The following is a 20,640-nucleotide window of genomic DNA, read 5'->3' on the forward strand; positions in this document are numbered from 1 at the left end:
GGTGCCCAGAGAAGTCGTTTCCGTCGACGAGGTGTTCCCCGTAGCCGGCGATCCTCGCTACACGTATAAGCGACGGGTAGCGCTCGAAGATGAGGTGAAGCAGTACGCGGCTCATGGCAGCGGCGTTCTCTTAGTGCACGGCCCGACGAAGACAGGTAAGTCGGTGCTTGTGCAGCGACAGCTGAAAGAAGCGGTGTACGTCCGGGGTGACTTGGCGACGGCCGCCGAGCTTTGGGAAGCCGCAACCACGAAGCTGAACCTGTTCACCACGCGGTCACGTGAAGATTCGACGGCGACGAGCGCGAAGCTCACGCTCGGGGCGCGCATCAAGCTCGCAGTCGCGGGGTTCAAGGGCGAGGTCGGCTATGAGGCCACCAAGGGCGAGAAGGCCGGTCGCAGCGCTTCCGACAATCCCCAAGTGCTCGTCGCTGACCGCTTGATTCAGACGCGCGGTGTTCTCATCATCGACGACCTGCACCTGATGCCTCGTGATGAACAGCGGAAAGTCATGACGACCGTAAAGGGCATCACGGATGGCGGCGGCCGAGTTGTTGTCGTAATGGCGGGCTACCGGGTGCAGTACCTTGCGACTCTGGTGCCCAACCTCGGGGGACGCATTGCGCAGCTCGAGGTGGAGCTTTGGAGTGTGGATGATCTGGTCGCGATCGCGAAGCTTGGGTTCGACAAGCTCGCGGTGACCGATCCGGAGGGCACGCTTGCTCGCGAGCTCGCTGAGAACAGTCTCGGAAGTCCGCAACTTATGCAGCGCCTTTGCGCTTCACTTGTTCGTGATGCGAACGGAATCCGTTCACGCACCATGACCAAGCACACCCAGCCGGTCGAATTGAAGGCGCCCGATGACTGGGCCACCTTCTACGGTCACACCTTGTCGAAGGTACTGCTCGAGGTGCAGTGGTTGCTTGAGCTCCGTCGCGGCCCTGTGGAACGCCGTCCTCGGAATACTCACTCCACGCGAGGCCATGACGGGCGGGTCGAGCAGCAGGACGGCTACGAGCTCATCATTCGTGCGCTTGGAACGCTCGTCCCGAACGTGAACCCGACGCGTGATCAGATCCATGCCGAAGTGACGCGGAGCATCATCGGCCATCCCAGGCCAACTCCGCAGACGACCGGGAGCAAACTTAAGTACCTGAGCCGCATTGCGTCCGCGCCCTTGCATGCCGCACTCGACGAAGAAGGTCTAGACCGAATGGGTGGAGACGAGGCCGACCATGACCCGGTGCTCGAGTATCAGGAAGTCGGGGCGAACGCAGTTCTCCGGATCACTGATCCGTTGTTCGCGTTCACGCTGAAGTGGTGGCGGGATTAGGCTTTGCGAGCGGCCGCAAGTGTACCGCGAGCGGCGCAACGTGCCGGTCTGGGTGAGGTGACATGGCTGCAGCTTGAGGTCTGTGATCCGTGGTCCACGACAGAGCCGCGGCTGCAGCGCCGGGAGCCGTTGTCCCGCTCACGGCGGCCGGTCCTTGGCGAGCAGTCGTCCCTCGAGCGCTTCGGCGCCGGCGGCCGGGCCACAAGGCCGTCCTGGCGACCGTGCACTCGTTTTGCCAGGGCTCTCTCGTGGCCGTCCGCATGCGCAGCACCTTCACGTGGTTCGTCGCCCCCGTGACCCTCGTCGGTGTCCCGTGTAGCAACTCGGAGACATTTCGGTCGTAGCGACGATCAGCCGAGAACCGCGCTGCGGCCGATATGTTTGCCCCACACGACGGCACACTGGGGCCCCGGGCCGATTGAAGCCGCCCAGGGGGCGCAGGCCGTTACTCGCTTGAGCGACTCTCGGCCGGGCTGGGGCTGGTCACATCGGCAGGTCGAACTGAGTGAAAGCGTGTGGCCGGGACGGTCAGCATGAGGGTACTCGTGTGGTGCAAGTCACGTCGATGTCCTGGCCAGTCCACGCTCTCCAGTTCCGCTTGGTATTGGCGGTTGCTGTCGCAGTTTTGTGCGCGCGCTCGGTAGGGGCGGTTAGGTGGATCGTTCGGTCTTTCAGCTCCGCTTCCCAGCCGTGCTTCATGAGCGCTCGGAGCCGGCGTTCGAGTTCCGTTGTCGCGTCCGCGATCTGGCGGAGGGGGCCGGCCATTACGTGGTCTTGGTTGAGGGTGAATGTGTTGTGGCGGCCGGTGCCGTGCTGGATGACAAGGCCCAGGCCGCTGAGTTTCTTGAGGGCAGTGTGAATGGTTTTGCGGTCGAGTTGTAGCTCGGCGGCGAGTTGTGTCGGCCGGAGATGAGAGTCGGGTGCGTCGAGAAAGAGTTCATACACCCGGGCGGGGGTTCGTGAGAGCAGGCTGCTGAGAGGCGCGGCGGGATCGAACATCGTGCGAACGAGCCTAGCAATCTCGTGGTAGTTTCCACCACGGCAGTCGTGGCAATTTCTCCCACGAGGGTTGGCGCTTCGTGGTGGTTTCTGCCACCGGGCTATCAAATAGCCTCTGATCAGGATTGTTTCAAATCGTGGTAGTTTCTGCCACAATAGTTCGGTCTGCCCTCAGTTACCCCAGTTACCCCGGGTTACCCGGTCCGGGTAACCGCCAACTCCCGCGGAATCACTGGGCTCCTGTAGTAGTAAGTAGTAGTAGTTACCCAGTTACCCAATAGATAGATAGTTAAGAGAGAACCAAGGGGTGTGCTCTCGCAAACACCCCTACCCTCCCCTGCCTATATGCATGTACCCCCCAAAATCGGGTAACCGGGTAACCGGAGGCCTAAACCCCAGGTCAGGACTCATAAAAACGGTTACCAACGGGTGGTAACTGCTTGGTAGGCAGGTAACTCCCCGAAGTTCCAGGTAACGGCGGATTTCTTGCCAGGCCTGGGAATTAATCTCCTCGGCGGCGGTTGCATCCTGTGAAGCCCGCACAACCGAAGGGAGATTTCGTGGCTGAGACAGTGGTCCTCGCGCCTCGCGGCATCCACCCGGATGTGCCCGAGCGCGGCGGTCGCCCGCGAGAGCGGGCGCTGCGTCATCGAAACACCCAGCCTTCTGCCATCAGTGTTCGATCCCCCCGCCCCGATTCCGGGGGTAGAGCCGCGGCGTCAATCGCAATCGCCGGGGGCTGGAAACCTCAGACCCATCACCGTGCTGCGAGCGCCCCCGGCTCCCCGGTCTCGGACAATCCGGCACCACGTCCGTCGAAAAACTCCGAGTGCCGCGCATGACTCCGTCCGAGTCCAGCATCTGCTGGGGCGCACCGGCTTTCGGAGGAGAATCCTGTGAACCAGACCACCGCCACCAACCCGCCCGGTTGTCTGCATCGAGCTGAGCTGAGCGCGGGGCTCATCGCGTGAAGCGCGCTGGAGGTTGGCCTGTTGGGTGCGGGGCTGGGTGCTCGACAGGCAGAATCCGGTCACCTTCTCGTCGCCGCAGAGTTCGCCCTGGTGGCGAGCGCGCTCTGCCAGAGGGGCTTGACCTGCCCGCTGTTCTGAGGCGAGCGAGTTCTCTGACGCGCAGGTGCGCGGCCCATCACTGCAAGGTCACGCGCCCAGGGTGGGGGGTCCTTGGCGGGGTCCGGTCCGGATGAACTTCTGGTGACAAAAAGTCGGATGCGCTCGCGGGCTGCTTCGATAGATGTCAATATAGATGCATGTCGAATCAAGAAGTCGAATTGATCATCATCGGGTCCGGTCCCGCGGGGTACACGTCGGCGGTTTACGCGGCGCGTGCGGGTCTCGCTCCGGTGGTGATCGCGGGTTCGGTGACCGCGGGCGGTGCGTTGATGACGACGACCGAGGTGGAGAACTTCCCGGGCTTCGTCGATGGCGTGCAGGGGCCGGAGCTGATGGAGTCGATGCGGGCGCAGGCCGAGCGATTCGGCGCTCAGATTGTCTACGATGACGCGATCCGCCTCCAGCTCGACGGCGACGTGAAGACCATCGAGACCGGTGCCGGGGCGACGTATCTGGCGCGGGCGGTGGTCCTGACGATGGGCTCGGCGTACCGGAAGCTCGGCCTTCCCGAGGAAGAGCGCCTGTCTGGGCACGGTGTGTCGTGGTGTGCGACGTGCGACGGGTTCTTCTTCCGCGAGCAGGAGATCGTCGTGGTCGGCGGCGGGGACTCCGCGATGGAGGAGGCACTGTTCCTCACCCGCTTCGCGTCGAAGGTGACCGTGGTGCACCGGCGGGACGAGTTCCGCGCGTCGAGGATCATGGCGCAGCGCGTGCTCGACGACCCGAAGATCGAGGTCGCCTGGAACAGCGAGGTCGCCGCGATCCTCGGCGATGAGCAGGTCACCGGGCTGACGCTGCGCGACACGATCACCGGGGCCGAGCGCACGCTCGACTCGACGGGGGTGTTCGTCGCGATCGGGCACGACCCGCGCTCCGAGCTCGTGACCGGGCAGGTCGACACTGACGCGGACGGGTACGTGCGGGTCGCGCACCCGTCGACACGGACGAACCTGGCCGGGGTGTTCGCGGCCGGGGACCTCGTCGACCACACGTACCGGCAGGCGATCACCGCCGCGGGCACCGGCTGTGCGGCCGCGCAGGACGCCCAGCACTACCTGTCGAGCCTCGCACGGGCCACTGTTTCCGCACCCGTCATGGAGATCTCCGCATGAGCACCGTCACCGCTGTCACCGACGCGACCTTCCAGGCGGAGGTGCTCGAGTCCGAGCTGCCGGTCGTGGTCGACATCTGGGCGAGCTGGTGCGGCCCGTGCAGGGCGATCGCCCCGATCCTGGAGCAGCTCGCCGGCAAGTACGCGGGCCGGGTGAAGATCGTGAAGGTCGACGCCGACCAGAACCCCGAGACCGTGACCGCAGCCGGCGTGACCTCGATCCCGACCCTCGGCTTCTACCGGAACGGGGAACGCGTCGACATGCTGATCGGCGCGCACCCGAAACCCGTCTACCTCGCGAAGATCGAGGAACTGCTCGCATGACCGACACCCTGACCCGCACCGCCCCGAAACGGCTCTCCACCCTCGACAAATGGCTGCCTCTCTGGATCGGCCTCGCCATGGTCGTAGGCCTCCTGCTTGGCCGTTTCGTGCCCGCGCTTTCAGACGCGCTGTCCGCGATGGAGATCGGCGGGATCTCGATCCCGATCGGGCTGGGCCTGCTGGTGATGATGTACCCGGTGCTCGCGAAAGTCCGCTACGACAAGGTCGCCGCCGTCACTGGCGACAAGAAGCTCCTGGTCTCGTCGCTGCTGCTGAACTGGCTCGTGGGGCCTGCGGTGATGTTCGCGCTCGCGTGGATCTTCCTGCCGGACCTGCCCGAGTACCGGACCGGGCTGATCATCGTCGGGCTGGCCCGCTGCATCGCGATGGTCGTGATCTGGAACGACCTCGCCTGCGGCGACCGCGAGGCGACCGCGGTGCTGGTCGCAATCAACTCCGTCTTCCAGGTCGTGATGTTCTCGGTGCTGGGCTGGTTCTACCTGACCGTGCTGCCAGGCTGGCTCGGACTGGACGCGCAGGGACTGGAGATCTCGGTCTGGCAGATCGCGCTGAACGTGCTCGTGTTCCTCGGGATCCCGCTCGTCGCGGGCTTCGCTACCCGTTTCATCGGCGAGAAGCGCAAGGGGCGCGACTGGTACGAGGAGAGGTTCCTCCCGAGGATCGGACCGTGGGCGCTCTACGGGCTGCTGTTCACGATCGTGCTGCTGTTCGCACTGCAGGGCAACGCGGTGCTGGCGAAGCCTCTCGACGTGGCGCGCATCGCGCTGCCGCTGCTGGTCTACTTCGGCCTGATGTGGTTCGCGGGGCTGCTGCTCGGCAAGGGCCTCGGTCTCGGCTACGCACGGTCGACGACGCTGGCGTTCACCGCAGCGGGCAACAACTTCGAGCTCGCCATCGCGGTCGCGATCGGCACCTTCGGCGCGGCATCCGGCCAGGCCTTGGCCGGGGTCGTCGGCCCGCTCATCGAAGTGCCCGTGCTCGTGGGCCTGGTCTACGTCTCGCTCTGGGCCGCGAAGGCCTGGTTCCACACCGACCCCTACGCCACCGAATCGAGGACGTCATGACCGACACGACCGTCATCTCCGACGCCGACGCGTGCGCGCCGTCCACGGCGCACGCGATCGGCACCGAGGCCGCCACGACCGTGGCCGGGGCACTGAAAGCGCTCGCTGACCCGCTGCGGCTGCGGATGCTCTCGGCGATCGCGACCGACCCGCGCGGCGAGTCCTGCGTGTGCGATCTTGCCGAGCTCGCCGAGGTGTCGCAACCGACGGTCTCGCACCACTTGAAGGTGCTGAAGGAGACCGGGATGCTGCTCTCAGAGCGCCGTGGCACCTGGGTCTGGTACCGGATCGCGCCGGGCAAGCAGCGCGCCGTCGCGTCCCTCCTCGACGCGTTCGCTCCCGCCGCAGCCGTCACCGACGAACCCGAAGACACCGCAGCACGGGCCGCGGCCCTGCAGCAGATGGACGCCCGCGTGACCCGGCTCGCCGAAGAGCTCGCGGACGAGCTGACCGGGCTGCACCGTGATGTCGTGATTGCGATCGTGCGCGAGTCCTACGCGGGCCTGGTGCGTTCGGCGAAGCTGACGGCGCACATGATCCCGCTCACCGAGCGGTTCGCCCGGCAGCGTCTGGCCGATCTGACGCGGGACCGCTCGGCCGGGGTGCCGCAGGTGCTGTTCGTGTGCGTGCAGAACGCGGGCCGCTCCCAGCTCGCCGCCGCGATCGTCAACCGGCTCGCCGAAGGCCGTGTGATCGCCCGCTCCGCAGGCTCCACCCCCGCGTCGGACGTGCACCCGCACGTGCGCTCCCTGCTCACCGAGATCGAGGGCGCACAGGAGGCTGAGACGGCGTTCCCGAAGCCCCTCACCGACGACGCCGTGCGCGCGGCCGACGTGGTGGTCACGATGGGCTGCGGCGACGTCTGCCCGATCATCCCCGGCGTCCGCTACGAGGACTGGGCCGTGGGCGACCCGGCTCTCGCTTCCCCGGACGGGGTCGACGCGATCCGCCACGATATCGAGGGCCGCGTCCGCGAGCTCCTCGCCACGCTCACCGACTGAACGAAAGCGAACAACAATGACTGACCAGAAGCCTTCCGTCCTCTTCGTCTGCGTCCACAACGCCGGGCGCTCCCAGATGGCCGCCGGCTGGCTCCGCGAGCTCGCAGGCGACCGCGTCGAGGTCCGCTCCGCCGGGTCCATACCCGCCGACCAGATCAACTCCGTCGCCGTCGAGGCGATGCGCGAAGTCGGCGTCGACATCACCGCCGAACAGCCGAAAGTGCTCACCACCGAAGCGGTGCAGGACTCCGACGTGGTGATCACCATGGGCTGCGGCGACGCGTGCCCGTTCTTCCCCGGCAAGCGCTACGAGGACTGGAAGCTCGACGACCCGGCCGGACAGGGCATCGATGCCGTGCGCCCGATCCGGGACGAGATCAAAGGTCGCGTCGAAACGCTGCTGGCGGAACTGCTCGTCTGAGGGACTGCGAGGGACTGCGAGCACGGGAGGGGCAGCGGCCAATGGCCCTGCCTCTCCGCTGTGTTTCCGGGTTTCCTGGTCCCTGCGGCGAACACCGATGTGCCGTGAGGCGTGCGCCATCGATCGCGCTACAGCCCGTTCTTGCTCTACCGGGACGCGCCTCGCAGCGCTGCTTCGATCTGCTCCTGCGTAGGCGCTCCGGCGAACCCGTTCCTCGTCGCATAGACGCGGCACGCGAGCGAGCGGACCGGTGCTGTCGGGAACAGGTCGACGCCGTCGACGAGGATCGTGGGCGAGCCTCCGAACCGGGTGCTTACCGCCTCGGCCTCGGTCCGGATCGTGACCAGCTCGACAGGCACGGCCCTGAATCCAAGAGCGTCCAGTGCTGCGCGCGCGTTGGCTTCGGCCACGTCCGTGTTCGGGCAACCGACAATGTGCAGCAGCTCGACCTTCATGCGGCATCCTCGAATCGCGCGTCGTTCGACGCCCGGTCCGGGCCTGGCGGGAGAAGGTTCAGGCAGACCAGGCCGACACCGGCGACGACGAAGACATCGGCGACGTTCCCGACGAACAGGTCGCCGTAGGCGAGGAAGTCCGTGACCTGCCCCTGTCCGAAGGAGGGCGGGTTCAGGAGCCGGTCGACGAGGTTGCCGACCGCGCCGCCGAGGACCAGGCCCAACGCGGCACCCCACCGCGCGCCACGCAGCCGCACAGCGAACACAACTACCGCGATGGCGGCGAGGAGGCCGACGAGGGTGAAGATCCAGGTGGACCCGGAGCCGAGCGAGAACGCGGCTCCGGGGTTGTAGACCAGGGACAGGCCGAACAGGTCGCCGACCAGCGGAACCCGCTCGCCAGAAGTCAACTGCGCCACAGCGAGGGCCTTCGACCCCTGATCGAGGGCCACGGCGAGCACGGCGACCGCGAGGGCGACGCCGAGTGCCCTCCGACCTTTCGGGGAGGGCGGGCTCGTCCCCTCGGCGACGACGGTGCCCTGCGCGGTCACGCGATCGACTTCCTGGTGCGCGCGGCGCGGAGACCGTTGAGGATGACGACGACCTCGGCGATCTCGTGCACCAGCACCACCGCGGCCAGCCCCAGCACGCCGAACAGTGCCAGCGGGAGCAGGGCGGTGATGATCAGCAGGGACAGGGTGATGTTCTGGTTGATGATGTGCCGTCCGCGGCGGGCGTGGTCGAACGCCCGCGGGAGGAGCCGCAGGTCGTGGCCGGTGAAGGCGACGTCGGCGGACTCGATCGCGGCGTCGGAGCCGGTCGCGCCCATCGCGATTCCGATGTCCGCGGCTGCCAGGGCGGGGGCGTCGTTGATGCCGTCGCCGATCATCGCGACCGAGCTGTGCCTGCCCAGCTCGCTGATCGCGGCGGCCTTGTCCTCCGGGCGCAGCTCGGCGCGCACGTCCTCGATCCCGGCCTGCGCGGCCAGCGCGCGGGCGGTGCGGGCGTTGTCGCCGGTGAGCATGGTCATCCCGACGCCCTGGGCGGCGAGGGTGCGGACGACCTCTGGGACCTCGGGGCGCAGCTCGTCGCGGACCCCGATCGCGGCGACCGGGACCCCGTCGCGGTGCACGATGACGACGGTCATGCCCTGCTCCTCCAGGCCGGCGACCTGGTCCTTGAGCGGGCCGGCGTCGAGCCAGCGCGGGCTGCCGACCGTGATCCGCGCGCCGTCGAGGGTGCCTTCGATGCCGTGCCCGGCCTGCTCGGTGACGTCCAGGGCGGCGGGGGCTCCGGCGGCGGCGGCGGTGATCGCGGCGGCCAGCGGGTGGGTGCTGTGCTGCTCCAGCGCCGCCGCCCAGGCGAGGGCCTGCGCCTCGGTCACCCCGTCGGCGGTGAGAACGGCGGTAACGGCGGGCTCGTTGCGGGTGAGGGTGCCGGTCTTGTCGACGGCGACGTGGCGGATCACGCCGAAGCGCTCGAACACGGCACCGGACTTGATGATCACGCCGAACCTGCTCGCCGAGCCGATCGCGGCGACGACGGTCAGCGGGACGGAGATCGCCAGCGCGCACGGCGACGCCGCGACGAGGACCACGAGGGCGCGGGTGACCCACAGCTCCGGGTCGCCGAACAGCGACCCGATGACCGCCACCAGGACGGCGAGGATCAGCACGCCGGGCACGAGCGGGCGGGCGATGCGGTCCGCGAGGCGGGCGCGGTCCCCCTTCTCCGCCTGCGCCTGCTCGACCAGCTCCACGATCGTGGTCAGCGAGTTGTCGGTGCCCGCCGCGGTCGTCTCGACCTCCAGCGCACCGGCGGTGTTGATCGCCCCGGCCGACACCGCATCGCCGGGCTCGACCTCGACCGGGATCGACTCCCCGGTGATCGCCGACGTATCCAGGCTGGAGCGCCCCGTACGGACGATCCCGTCGGTCGCGATCCGCTCGCCCGGCCGCACCAGCATGACCTGGCCCACGGCGAGATCCTTGGCCGCGACCTCGACCGAGGCCCCGTCCTGGCGGATCGTCGCGGTCTCCGGGACGAGCTTGAGCAGCGCCCGCAGCCCGCCACGGGCCCGGTCCATCGCCTTGTCCTCCAGGGCCTCGGCGATCGAGTAGAGGAACGCCAGCGCGGCGGCCTCCTCGACGTAGCCGAGGATGACCGCGCCGACCGCGCTGATCGTCATCAGCAGGCCGATGCCGAGCTTGCCCTTGAACAGCTTGCGGAGCGCGCCCGGGGTGAACGTCGACGCGCCCAGCAGCAGGCCGATCCAGAACGCCACCAGCGCCGGGACCTCCGCCCCTGTCCATTCCAGGACCAGGCCCGTGCCGAAGGCGACGCCGGAGAGCACCGGGACCATGATCCCGCGGTCACGCCACCACGGACGCTCCCGCTCCTCCTCGGCATCCTCGCCGACCCGGGTCTCCGGCTCGTCGCAGCCGCACGCCGCGCTCACGCGCCCGCTCCCGTCCCGCAGCAGCCCGGCACCGTGCACTCGGCGTCCACGCACGGCGCGTGCTCGTCCACGGCCAGCGTCACGTCCACCAGCGCCGTGAGCGCCGCCGCGAGGTGCGGGTCGGCGATCTCGTAGCGCGTCTGCCGCCCCTCGGGCTCGGCGACCACGATCCCGCAGTCACGAAGACAGGTCAGATGGTTCGACACGTTCGAGCGCGTCAGCTCCAGCTCGCGCGAGAGCACGGCCGGGTAGCTCGGGCCAACGAGCAAGGTCATCAGGATCCGGGAGCGCGTCGGGTCCGCCATGGCCCGGCCGAGCCGGTTCATGACGTCGAGGCGAGAAGCAATGGTCAGCATGCACTGAACTATACAGCCAGCACTGACCTGAAACCAATGGGTAGTGAACCTACGATGCCGAACCCACGCCGAGTTGGATGAGCTGCGGGGCCGGCGCGCAGCACGATCCCGCGCTGGCGGACTCGTCCGGCGCATCGAAGAGCCCCGAGCCGCCGCACACGCCCGTGTCGGGCAGAACGAGATCCACCCGTTCCGCGGCCTCGCGGTCCCCGGCGATCGCGGCGACGACGCTGCGCACCTGCTCGAACCCGGTCAGGGCGAGGAACGTCGGCGCACGGCCGTAGGACTTCGCTCCCACGATGTAGAACCCCGGCTCGGGCTGCTCGAGGTCGGCCGCGCCGGTGGCCCGGACGGAGCCGCAGGAGTGCACGTTCGGGTCGACCTCCGCAGCGATCTTCGACGGGGCCTGCAGGCGCATGTCGAGGTCGAGACGGATCTCGGAGAGGAAGGACAGGTCGGGACGGAAGCCGGTGGCGACGAAGACCCGAGCGGCAGGCGCGAGCCGGCGGCCGTCCTCTGCCACCAGCACCGCCTCGCCGGCGGCGAGGGCGACCTGCTCGGTGCGGAACCCGGTCACGAGATCGACGAGGCCGTCTTCGACGGCCCTCTTCGCCCGCTGGCCCAGAGCGCCGCGTTCGGGCAGCTCGTCGGAGCTGCCGCCGCCGAAGGTGTTGCCGACAGCGCCGCGACGGAGTACCCAGGTGATCCGCGTCCCGGGCTCGCGCTTGGCCACGCGGGAGAGCGTGCCGATCGTCGTCGCGGCGGAGTGACCGTTGCCGACGACCACGACGTGCTGACCGGCGAGAGCAGTCGCGTCCTCGATCGCGGGCATGCGGTGCTCCAGGAGGCCTGCGTCTGTCGCTGCGCTCTCGCCGAGGGCAGGGAGCCCGTCAGCTCCGGCGGGGCTCGGTGTGCGCCAGGTGCCCGAGGCGTCGATCACGGCGCTCGCTTCGATCCGCTCCTCGGTGCCGTCCGCGCGCTCGACGTGGACGACGAAGGGCTGCTCGGCACGGCCGGCGTCGACGGAGAGATCCCGGCCCTTGCGGCCGACGCCGACGACCCGGGCCCCGTAGCGCACGCGGTCGCCGAGGGCCTCTGCGAGGGGTGCGAGGTACTGCTCGATCCACTGCGCGCCGGTCGGGTAGCCCTGCGTCGGGGCCGACCATCCAGTCGGCTCCAGTAGGCGTCGCGACGCAGGGTCGGTGAGCTCCGTCCACGGCGAGAACAGGCGCACGTGGCCCCATTCGGCCACGGCCGAGGCAGCGGCGTCGCCGGATTCAAGGACGATCGGGTCGAGCCCCCGCTCGATCAGATGGGCTGCGGCGGCCAGTCCCTGCGGACCAGCACCGATGACGACGACAGGGTTCACTGCGACCTCCATACATTGACATTCTTCGATGCGAGACAAATCGATCCTGACGCTCATATCGACAGATGTCAATACGTCGGGCAGAATGGAGCCATGAACGCACTGCCCGTCACCATTGACACCAGCGCAGGCTCCTGCTGCGCCCCCGGCCAGGCGATGGACGACGGCACGGCTCACGACCTCGCGAAGGTCTTCAAAGCGCTCGGCGACCCGACGCGGGTGAAGCTGCTCTCCATGATCGTCAGCAGCAGTGCCGGCGAGATGTGCGTCTGCGACCTCACCGACCCAGTGGGCCTGTCGCAGCCGACGGTCTCCCACCACATGAAGCTGCTCGTCGAGGCGGGCCTGGTCACCCGCGAGCAGCGCGGGAAGTGGGCGTACTACCAGCCGACCACCGGCACGCTTGCCGACGCGGCGAAGGCGCTGTTGGGCTGAGCTTCGTTGTCAGTCGGACACCGAGCGGATCTTGGGTAGTCGGACCAGTCCCCGCCGGTGAGGCGCGAGCGCGCGGCGGCCGACGCCGCCGTGATGCCGAGCCGGCCGCCGGCGGTGCGCTGTCAATTGTTCTGGGACGCCTTTGAGGTGAAAGGTTGGGGCATTCTCGAAAGCACGGCTGCCATTCTTGGGTGCATGCTGCCATTTGGTATCGGACCTCACAGCTGCCCGACCCGGGTCGTGCTCGACCATGTCATGAGCCGCTGGGGCGTGCTCGTGCTGCTGGCGCTCAGCGAGGGCACGCTGCGCTGGGGCGAGCTGCGCCGCGAGGTCGACGGCATCAGCGAGAAGATGCTCGCCTCGACGCTGCGCACGCTCGAGGCTGACGGCATCGTGGTGCGCACCTCCTACCCCGAGGTGCCGCCGCGCGTGGAGTACTCGCTGAGCCCGCTCGGCGAGGAGCTCATGCAGCGCATGCTGCCCCTCGTCGGCTGGGTCGCCGAGCACGCCGAGGGCATCGTCGAGCAGCAGGCCTGACCCGCCGCCTCCCCGCCCCCGCCATCCCTCCCCGCCTCCCCGCCCCACCCCTCGGCATGACGTCACTATTTGCGGGTGCCGAGGCCTGCACACCCGCAAATATCGCCGTCATGCCGGAGTTGGAGGGCGGGTGGGCGGATGGCACAGGCGGAGGGTGGCGCGCGGTGCTCCGTGTGGCCCGCGGGCGCTCAGCCCCCGGCGAGCTCCCGGTCGACGGCGGCGGCCATGACGGCGCCGGGGTCGGGGATCAGGCCCGGATCGATCCGCTGCGCCCCGGCGACGCCGAAGGCGATGAGCAGCAGTCGGCTCGCCGCGGCCCTGCGGTCGCCCCTGCCGGGGATGCGCTCGGCGAGTGAGCGCTCGAGCGCGCGGTAGCTCTCGGCGAAGGCGCCGGCGAAGCGCCCGTCGCTCTGGGCATGGCGCCAGGCATCCGCCCACCGCGCGAGCCCGGCGAGATCGCCCTCGCCGAAGGGCGCGAAGAACGCGTCCACCGCGGGGCGGCCCGGGGCCGGCGTCTCGAGCTCGTAGGCGGTGCGCTCGCGCTCGACGTAGGCGAGCCAGGCTTCGGCCGCGAGCTCGGAGGTCGTCGCGAAGCGGTGGTGCACGAGCCCGGGGGAGACGCCGGCCTCGCTCGCGACCGCGCGCGAGGTGACCGCCGCGAGGCCGTCGCGCTCGAGCACGCAGACGGCGGCGTGCAGCAGCTCGGTGCGTCGTTCGTCGTGCGAGAGGTAGCCCACCCATGAATTGTACATGCGCCCAAAACTCCTCTAGCGTCGAATTGGGCGACTGCCCAAATTGAGCGAGAGAGGAGCGTGCTCATGCGCGCCATGACCCCAGCGGAGATCCGCGGGTCGATCCGGAACGCCGACGACCGCGTGCGCCGCACCATGCTGCTGCCGCGCGCGCTCGGGGAACTCGACTGGTCGGTGCGCGACGTGCTCGCCTGGCGCGACCCCCGCGCGCGCCACCGGGGCTACCTCGTGCGCTGGGCGGCCGCGCCGTCCGGCGGGGCGAGCCCCGAGGGGCTGCTGCTCACGATCGCGCGCGCTCCGGGCAGGCCGGACCGGGCCGTCATGTGCACCTTCTGCCGGTTCACCGCCCGCTTCGAGGAGGTGGCGCTGTTCACTGCGCCTCGCGCCGGTGCGGCCGGGCTGCGCGGGGACACCGTCGGCGTGCTGGCCTGCGAGGATCTCGCCTGTCACGCCCGGGTGCGGCAGGCGCCGCTGCGCGGCCCGCTCGATCCGCCCGTCGAGGAGATCGTCGCGGCCAGGGTCGCGGGCCTCGCCGAGCGCATCGACGCCTTCTTCGCCGACGTGCTCGGCGCCGGGCCGCGGGGGTCTTGACAGGGCGAGGGCGGGCCCCTAGCTTGAGGGGACTTAGTTTAGCCGGTCACTAAAGGTACTACGACCTCCTCTCCCCGATTGGACCGACATGAAGATCACGCGATCCCTCGCGGGCATCGTCGCCCTCGCCGTCGCGTTCGGCGGTGCGCTGCTCGCGGCCCCGCCCGCGCAGGCCGCCGAGCTCGTCACCGTCATCGACGACGCGAAGACCGGGAAGGGGGACGGGCAGTTCGACTACGGCGCCGGATGGTCCACCTCCACCGGCCTCGACACGAGCCGCTGGCAGGACGGCACCGAGCACTGGACGAACGGCACCTCGAGCTTCACCCTGCGCTTCACCGGCACCTCGGTGCGGCTGTACGGTGTGACCGCGCCGAACCACGGCATCGCCGCCGTCTCCATCGACGGCGGCCCCGAGGTGCAGGTCGACAGCTACGCCGCCACCCGCGCCTTCAAGCAGCGCCTCTTCGAGAGCCCCGCGCTCGCCGACGGCGCCCACACGCTCGTGTACCGCGTCACCGGCGACAAGAACGCCGCCTCGACCGGCATCGGCGTCTCCATCGACGCCGCCGAGGTCGTCGCCCCCGAGCCCACCGAGATCGTCGGCGGCATCGTCGACGACGCGACGATGAGCGGCCCCCACCGATTCACGTACGGCACGGGCTGGGTCGCCGGCACCGGCAACAGCACCACGAACTATCACAACGGCACCGAGCACTGGGCGAAGCCCGCCGGAACGCCGACGCTGACGTTCACCTTCACCGGCGTGCTCGCGAGCCTGCACGGCGTCACCGCCCCCGAGCACGGCCGCTACGCCGTCTCGGTCGACGGCGGCGCCGAGACCGTCGTCGACGCCTACTCGAACGGGCGGCTCTTCAAGCAGCAGGTCTACAGCACCGGGTTGCTCGAGTACGGCGAGCACACCGTGACGCTGCGCCTCACGGGCGACAAGAACCCCGCGGCGTCGCGCGCCGACGGGCAGATCGACTTCGCGACCGTCTACACCGAGAACGTCCCCGTCACGGGCGTCGAGCTGGATGCCTCGACGCTGCGCGTGCTCACCGGCCAGCAGGCGAAGCTCAGCGCGAAGGTGCTCCCCGAGGGCGCGATCGAGCGCGGCATCCGCTGGTCCAGCAGTGACGAGGCGGTGGCGACCGTCGCCGCCGACGGCACGCTCACCGCGCTCGCCGAGGGCGAGACCGAGGTGACCGCCACCACCGTCGACGGCGGCAAGACCGCCACCCGCCGCGTGCAGGTCGTCGGCATCGGCACCGGCCTGCAGGGCGTCGTCGGCGACACGAACTTCCACTACGTCGAGCGCAAGACCTTCGACGACTACGAGCGGAAGTACTACGAGGACGTCGTGCAGATGACCGGCACCACCTGGTCGGCGACCGCCTGGCGCGGCGACCGCGTCAACGGCCAGTTCGTGTTCCGCACGGGCACCGAGGCGCAGTCCGACGTGACGCTCGCCGCGAGCGCGCTCACCGGCCCCGGCGGTGCGACCATCCCGGCCGAGGAGGTCACGCTCGACGTCATCCGCACCGTGCTCGCCGGTCAGGGCAATCCCTCCGCCGGCCGCCCGCAGGAGCGCGTCCCCGACGTGCTCGGCGGCAACGCGCCCTTCGACCTCGCCCCACGCTCGGTGCAGGGCGTCTGGATGACCGTGGACGTGCCGACCGGCACCGCGCCCGGCAGCTACACCGGCACCGTCACCGCGACGAGCGCCGAGGGCGCCGAGATCGCCTTCGAGCTGCAGCTCGAGGTGCTGCGGCTCACCCTCCCCGAGCCGAGCGAGTGGGAGCAGTTCATCGACCTCTGGCAGAACCCCTACGCGATCGCGCGGGTCGAGGGCATCCCGGCGGATCAGCTCTGGACGAAGGCGCACTTCGACGCGATGCGCCCGTACTACCGGATGCTCGCCGACGGCGGCCAGGACGTCATCACCACGACCGTCGTCGCCGACCCCTGGGCCTCGCAGACCTACGACAAGTACGGCTCGATGGTGCAGTGGACCAAGCAGCGCGACGGGAGCTGGGCGTTCGACTTCTCCGCCTTCGACGCCTGGGTCGAGTACATGATCGACGACATCGGCATCGACGGGCAGATCGACGCCTACTCGATGGTGAACTGGGCGAGCCGCATCCTCTACTACGACGAGGCCAGCGGGCAGAACGTGAACGCCAAGGTCGACGTCGGCACCGCGCAGTGGAACGCCATGTGGGGCGCGTTCCTCGAGGCCTTCGGCCCGCACCTGAAGGAGAAGGGCTGGTTCGACCGCACCTACATGGCGATGGACGAGCGCGCCCTCGGCGACATCATCAAGGCCGTCGACCTCATCGCCGAGAAGGCGCCGGGTCTGAAGGTCGGCGCGGCGATGAACTACAACAGCCTCGGCGACCCGCGCCTCGACCGCATCGAGAAGATCTCGCTCGGCTCGTACTACGTCGACCTCGGCGACGCCGAGTTCGCGGAGGTCTCGGCGCACCGGCGCGAGCTCGGCCTCATCACGAGCGTCTACAGCTGCGTCGGTCACTTCCCGAACACCTTCACCCGCTCGAACCCCGCCGAGGGCGACTGGGTGCAGTGGAAGACGGTCGCCACCGGCTCGGACGGCTTCCTGCGCTGGGCCTTCGACAGCTTCGTCGCCGACCCGCTGCAGACGACCGACTTCAAGACGTGGGAGTCTGGCGACACCGCCCAGATCTACCCGGGCGCGCTGAGCTCGATCCGCTGGGAGAAGCTCACCGAGGGCGCGCGGGATGCCGAGAAGATCCGCATCCTGTCGAAGGCGAGCCCCGAGGCGGCCGCGACGCTCGGCGCGCTCATGGCCGGCATGGAGAACCCGGGCTACGCCTCCGACCCCTTCGGTGGCCGCATCGACCCGGGCAAGGTCGACATCCCCGCCGTCGTGACCACGCTCCGCGCCGGGCTCGACGACGCCGCGCGGGCCTACGCCGGGACCATCCCGGTGCCGATCGAGCGGGTCTCCGTCGACCCGGGCGCCCTGGCCCTCACCGTCGGTCAGCAGGGCGCGCTTACCGCGACGGTGCTGCCCGCCGACGCGAGCGACCCCGGCGTCGCCTGGACGAGCTCCGACGAGAGCGTGGCGAGCGTCGCCGCGGACGGCGCGACCGCGACGGTCACCGCGCTCGCCGAGGGCACGGCCACGATCACGGTGACGAGCGCCGACGGCGGCAAGACCGCCACGGCGACCGTCACGGTGGAGGGGGCCGAGCCGGAGCTGCCGGACTTCACGATCGCCCTGCCGGGCGGGGCTGCGCTCGTCGCCGGCGCCGAGGCGCGCATCGTGATCTCGGGCCTCGCTCCCGAGAGCGAGGTGGAGGTCGAGCTGCACTCCGACCCGGTGCGCCTCGCCGCGGGGACGGCGGATGCCTCGGGCGTCTTCGCCGCGACGGTGACGGTGCCGGCGGACACTCCCGCGGGCGCGCACGCGCTGGTCGTGCACGGCACCGATGCCGAGGGGACGACGGGCAGCCGCGAGCTGCCGGTCACCGTCCGCGCAGCGACGGAGGAGCCGGGCGGGCCCGGTGAACCCGGCGGGCCGGGGGAGCCCGGCGAGCCGGGCGGCCCGGGGCAGGGCGACGGCGACCTGGCCTCGACGGGCGCCGCGGGCGTCGGCGAGCTGCTCGCCGCCGCGATCCTGCTGGCCGCGCTCGGCGCCGCGCTGGTGCTCCGCAGGCACCGCCGGATGCCGCGCCGGGGCTGAGCGAGGACTCGTGATCGAGGCGACGGGCGGTCGTGGTTCGGTGAACCGCGGCCGCCCGGTCGCGCCCGGTGGCGGCGTCGAGCTCGCGCGGGGAAGCGAGCGTGTCCGGGGCGGCTGGGCGGAACTCCTTTACTCAGTGGGTAAACTGCCTCCGCCGAGCACGGGAGGGCAGCGACCCATCCCGCCGAGCCGCCCGGCAGGAGGAGTCACGGTGGAGGCAGCGCCGACCATGATCGAGCGGCTGCGCCGCTCGCCGCTGGGCGCCGACCCGGGCGAGCAGCTCGACGCGCAGAGCACGATCCGCCGCCGGCACCTCCGCCGCGCCCTCGAGCTGATCGCCGCCGACCCCGGCCGCTGCACCCGGGCCTCGATCGCCCGCGACTCGCAATTCACCTCGGCGACGGCCTCGTCCCTCGTGGCCGAGCTCATCCAGCTCGGCCTCGTCGCCGAGTCCGCGCCGCTCGCGAGCACCGGCGGCAAGCGCGCCACGGGCCTCGCGCTCGACCCGGACGGCTTCGTCATCTGCGTCGTGCTCGTCCGACCCCGCGAGGTGCGCGCCGCGCTCATCTCGCTCGACGGGCGCTGCGTGGCCGACGCGGGGATCCCCGCCGACGGACCGCTCGACGCCGCGGACGTCGCCGCAGCCGTGGCGGGTGCGACCGCCGACTACACCGGCCGGATCCTCGCGACGTGCATCCAGTCGCCCGGCGTCACCGACGGCCGCACGGTCGTCGAGAGCGTGCTCATGGGGTGGCGCGACGAACCCCTCGCCGAGGTCGTCGAGGCGGCCATCGGCGCGCCCGTGTTCGTGCTGAACGACGCCGACGGCGAGGCGCTCAACGAGTCCGCCTTCGACGAGTCCCGCGGCGTGCAGCGGCTCTTCGTGCGCCTCGGCGAGGGCGTCGGCGGCGCGGTCACGGTCGACGGCGTCGTGGTGCCCGGAGCGCACCAGCGCGCAGGCGAGATCGGCCACGTCCGCATCGTCTTCGACGAGGAAGCGCCGATCTGCAAGTGCGGAGCGCCGGGCTGCGTCGAGGCGGTCGCCTCGCTCTCGGCGATGCTCGGCGAGGACTATCACGACGAGCTCGACTTCGCGGAGGTCGACGCCCTCGCGGCCAGGCCGGGGGCGGCCGAGCGGCTGGATGCCGGGGCCTACGCCATCGCCCGTCTGCTCCGCATCCTCGCGGCGATGCTCGACCCGCACGAGGTCGTGCTGGGCGGCGCGGCGCCGGCGCTCGGCGAGGAGTTCCTGGAGCGCGTCCGCCGGGCGTTCGACGACAACCCGGCGAAGGGCACCGGCGGGGCGGGGATCCGCTTCGCGCGGGCGCGCTCCACGTACGAGCGCCTCGTCGGGCCGGCGAGGCACGCGCTGAGCTCGACGCTCGGGGTTCCGCTCATCCTGCCTGCGCCGGAGGGGGCGCCGGAGGAAGCGGCGTCTGACGAGGCCGGCGAGCCGGGGGAGCGGGCCGCGGGCTGAGTCGGACCTCGGGGGCCGTCAGGCGACCCGGCTCTCGGCGCACGGATCGACGCGGCGCGCGCGACGCGCCGCGTCGGCGGCACGGGGCCGTTCGGCGTCGTCATCGCCCTGATGCAGGTCGAGGCCGTGCTGACGCACCGCCTCCTCGAGCTCGAGGCGCCGACGACGGCCGAGCTCGCCGAGCTCCTGGGCGCGACGGAGGAGCGAGGCAACGGGGACGCCCCAGTCCCGGGCGAGCCCGACGAGATGGCGGAGCTCGGTGATCCGCGGGGGCCGGAGCTCGGCCCGCACGGCCTCGCTCGGGCAGAGCAGCTCGTCGGCGAAGCGGATCGCCTCCTGCTCCTCGCCGCGGGGGAGGAGCAGGTGGCCGAGCTCGTGGGCGAGGGCCTCCCGGCGTCGCCACGTCGGCAGTCCGGCGTTCAGGATGATGCTGGGCGCGGCGTGCGGATCCCGGCGGATGGCGACGGCGGCGACCCCCTCGGGGAGCCGGCGTTCGACGAGCCGCCCGCCGGCCTCCTCGACGGCGCCGACGAGGTCGGGGATGGGGGCGAGCCCGAGCTCGAGACGCGCGCGGAGCGCGAGCGCGACGGCGCGTGCGGAGCGCCCGCGCGGTGCGGAGGCGAGCAGCGGATCGGCGCTGCGCGCCGGCGCCGGGGCGTCGAGGGCGAAGGCGGTCAGCTGCACGGTGGCGTGCAGTCGGCGCCGTTCGCGGGCGGGCAGGGCGGCGACGGCCGCATCGCGCAGCGCGCAGTCGGACCAGCCGGGCTCGGGGATCGCGACGTCCGCGGCGAGCGCGCCGGGCGGGCAGCCGAGGCTCCGGGCGAGGGAACGCCTGGTCTGCTCGCTGAGCTTGAGGTCGCCGGACTCGATGCGCGAGACGGTCGCCTTCGAGAGGTAGGCCGCCGCCGCGAGCTCGGACTGGCTCCAGCCCTTGGCCTCGCGCAGGAGGGAGAGCACCGGGCGGGGGCGCGTCGTGGCATCCATCTCGCACCTCCGGGTCGTGTGCCTGACCACTTTGCTTAGTCAGTGAACTAAGCCTCAGCCTAAGCAGGGGTCCCGTGCGAGTCAAGCGCGCGACC

19 protein-coding genes are annotated in these 20,640 nt (G+C 70.4%); 11 read left to right on the forward strand and 8 right to left on the reverse strand.

Translation table 11 applies throughout. The features are described from left to right. Position 1: 1 nt before the first annotated feature. Complete coding sequence (locus tag IEY71_RS01300; RefSeq protein ID WP_189083512.1) at positions 2-1,330, forward strand: hypothetical protein; 1,329 nt, start codon at positions 2-4, stop codon at positions 1,328-1,330. 528 nt (positions 1,331-1,858) lie between these two features. Here IEY71_RS01300 and IEY71_RS01305 read toward each other — a convergent pair. Next, on the reverse strand, positions 1,859-2,329 hold the full coding sequence (locus tag IEY71_RS01305; RefSeq protein ID WP_189083513.1) for a winged helix-turn-helix domain-containing protein: 471 nt from the start codon (positions 2,327-2,329) through the stop codon (positions 1,859-1,861). Between the two features lie 1,267 nt (positions 2,330-3,596). Here IEY71_RS01305 and trxB point away from each other — a divergent pair. Genes trxB through IEY71_RS01330 form a run of 5 tightly spaced genes read left to right on the forward strand, consistent with a single transcriptional unit; the run spans position 3,597 to position 7,401 of the window. Continuing rightward, entirely contained in the window at positions 3,597-4,571 is a 975-nt protein-coding gene (gene trxB / locus IEY71_RS01310) for a thioredoxin-disulfide reductase (RefSeq protein ID WP_189083514.1), read from the forward strand. Then, positions 4,568-4,894 (forward strand): thioredoxin, encoded by a 327-nt coding sequence (trxA, locus tag IEY71_RS01315; protein WP_189083515.1) that lies wholly within the window; start codon positions 4,568-4,570, stop codon positions 4,892-4,894. The genes trxB and trxA overlap by 4 nt, the downstream gene beginning before the upstream one ends. Continuing rightward, positions 4,891-5,979, forward strand: a complete 1,089-nt coding sequence (gene arsB, locus IEY71_RS01320) for an ACR3 family arsenite efflux transporter (protein WP_189083516.1) — start codon at positions 4,891-4,893, stop codon at positions 5,977-5,979. Before trxA ends, arsB begins: the two co-directional genes overlap by 4 nt. Then, entirely contained in the window at positions 5,976-6,980 is a 1,005-nt protein-coding gene (locus IEY71_RS01325) for a metalloregulator ArsR/SmtB family transcription factor (protein ID WP_189083517.1), read from the forward strand. Before arsB ends, IEY71_RS01325 begins: the two co-directional genes overlap by 4 nt. Positions 6,981-6,996: 16 nt before the next feature. Then, entirely contained in the window at positions 6,997-7,401 is a 405-nt protein-coding gene (locus tag IEY71_RS01330) for an arsenate reductase ArsC (RefSeq protein ID WP_189083518.1), read from the forward strand. A 146-nt stretch (positions 7,402-7,547) separates the two neighbouring features. Here the strand turns inward: IEY71_RS01330 and IEY71_RS01335 are convergent, their stop codons facing one another. The 5 genes from IEY71_RS01335 to IEY71_RS01355 are packed head-to-tail and all read right to left on the reverse strand — an operon-like array spanning position 7,548 to position 12,051. After that, positions 7,548-7,856, reverse strand: a complete 309-nt coding sequence (locus IEY71_RS01335) for a hypothetical protein (RefSeq protein WP_010157044.1) — start codon at positions 7,854-7,856, stop codon at positions 7,548-7,550. Next, the gene (lspA, locus tag IEY71_RS01340; protein WP_024356154.1) at positions 7,853-8,407 is read right to left on the reverse strand and encodes a signal peptidase II; all 555 of its coding nucleotides are present in this window, start codon (positions 8,405-8,407) and stop codon (positions 7,853-7,855) included. Before lspA ends, IEY71_RS01335 begins: the two co-directional genes overlap by 4 nt. Next, a complete protein-coding gene (locus IEY71_RS01345) occupies positions 8,404-10,314 on the reverse strand; it encodes a heavy metal translocating P-type ATPase (RefSeq protein ID WP_189083519.1) in 1,911 nt (636 codons plus the stop codon). The genes lspA and IEY71_RS01345 overlap by 4 nt, the downstream gene beginning before the upstream one ends. Continuing rightward, positions 10,311-10,670, reverse strand: coding sequence for a Cd(II)/Pb(II)-sensing metalloregulatory transcriptional regulator CmtR (gene cmtR / locus IEY71_RS01350; RefSeq protein ID WP_189083520.1), 360 nt, complete (start codon positions 10,668-10,670; stop codon positions 10,311-10,313). The genes IEY71_RS01345 and cmtR overlap by 4 nt, the downstream gene beginning before the upstream one ends. Before the next feature lie 49 nt (positions 10,671-10,719). Continuing rightward, positions 10,720-12,051: an NAD(P)-binding domain-containing protein gene (locus IEY71_RS01355; protein WP_189083521.1), complete on the reverse strand. Its 1,332-nt coding sequence runs from the start codon at positions 12,049-12,051 to the stop codon at positions 10,720-10,722. Positions 12,052-12,132: 81 nt separating this feature from the next. On the opposite strand from IEY71_RS01355, the gene IEY71_RS01360 reads away from it, so the two are divergent. Beyond that, positions 12,133-12,474: an ArsR/SmtB family transcription factor gene (locus IEY71_RS01360; protein ID WP_189083522.1), complete on the forward strand. Its 342-nt coding sequence runs from the start codon at positions 12,133-12,135 to the stop codon at positions 12,472-12,474. A 195-nt stretch (positions 12,475-12,669) separates the two neighbouring features. Further along, positions 12,670-13,011: a winged helix-turn-helix transcriptional regulator gene (locus tag IEY71_RS01365; protein WP_189083523.1), complete on the forward strand. Its 342-nt coding sequence runs from the start codon at positions 12,670-12,672 to the stop codon at positions 13,009-13,011. A 188-nt stretch (positions 13,012-13,199) separates the two neighbouring features. On the opposite strand, the gene IEY71_RS01370 is transcribed toward IEY71_RS01365, so the two are convergent. Beyond that, positions 13,200-13,763: a TetR family transcriptional regulator gene (locus IEY71_RS01370; protein WP_189083524.1), complete on the reverse strand. Its 564-nt coding sequence runs from the start codon at positions 13,761-13,763 to the stop codon at positions 13,200-13,202. A gap of 66 nt (positions 13,764-13,829) precedes the next feature. On the opposite strand from IEY71_RS01370, the gene IEY71_RS01375 reads away from it, so the two are divergent. The 3 genes from IEY71_RS01375 to IEY71_RS01385 all read left to right on the forward strand — a co-directional run bounded on the left by IEY71_RS01375 (position 13,830) and on the right by IEY71_RS01385 (position 19,561). Further along, positions 13,830-14,354 (forward strand): FBP domain-containing protein, encoded by a 525-nt coding sequence (locus tag IEY71_RS01375; protein ID WP_189083525.1) that lies wholly within the window; start codon positions 13,830-13,832, stop codon positions 14,352-14,354. A gap of 88 nt (positions 14,355-14,442) precedes the next feature. Next, complete coding sequence (locus IEY71_RS01380) at positions 14,443-18,084, forward strand: glycoside hydrolase domain-containing protein (protein WP_189083526.1); 3,642 nt, start codon at positions 14,443-14,445, stop codon at positions 18,082-18,084. Positions 18,085-18,295: 211 nt separating this feature from the next. After that, entirely contained in the window at positions 18,296-19,561 is a 1,266-nt protein-coding gene (locus tag IEY71_RS01385; RefSeq protein WP_229781480.1) for an ROK family protein, read from the forward strand. Between the two features lie 18 nt (positions 19,562-19,579). Here the strand turns inward: IEY71_RS01385 and IEY71_RS01390 are convergent, their stop codons facing one another. Beyond that, entirely contained in the window at positions 19,580-20,545 is a 966-nt protein-coding gene (locus tag IEY71_RS01390) for a helix-turn-helix domain-containing protein (protein ID WP_189083527.1), read from the reverse strand. Positions 20,546-20,640: the final 95 nt, after the last annotated feature.

It is taken from the genome of Agromyces mediolanus (assembly GCF_014648575.1).
Taxonomy (GTDB): domain Bacteria; phylum Actinomycetota; class Actinomycetes; order Actinomycetales; family Microbacteriaceae; genus Agromyces; species Agromyces mediolanus.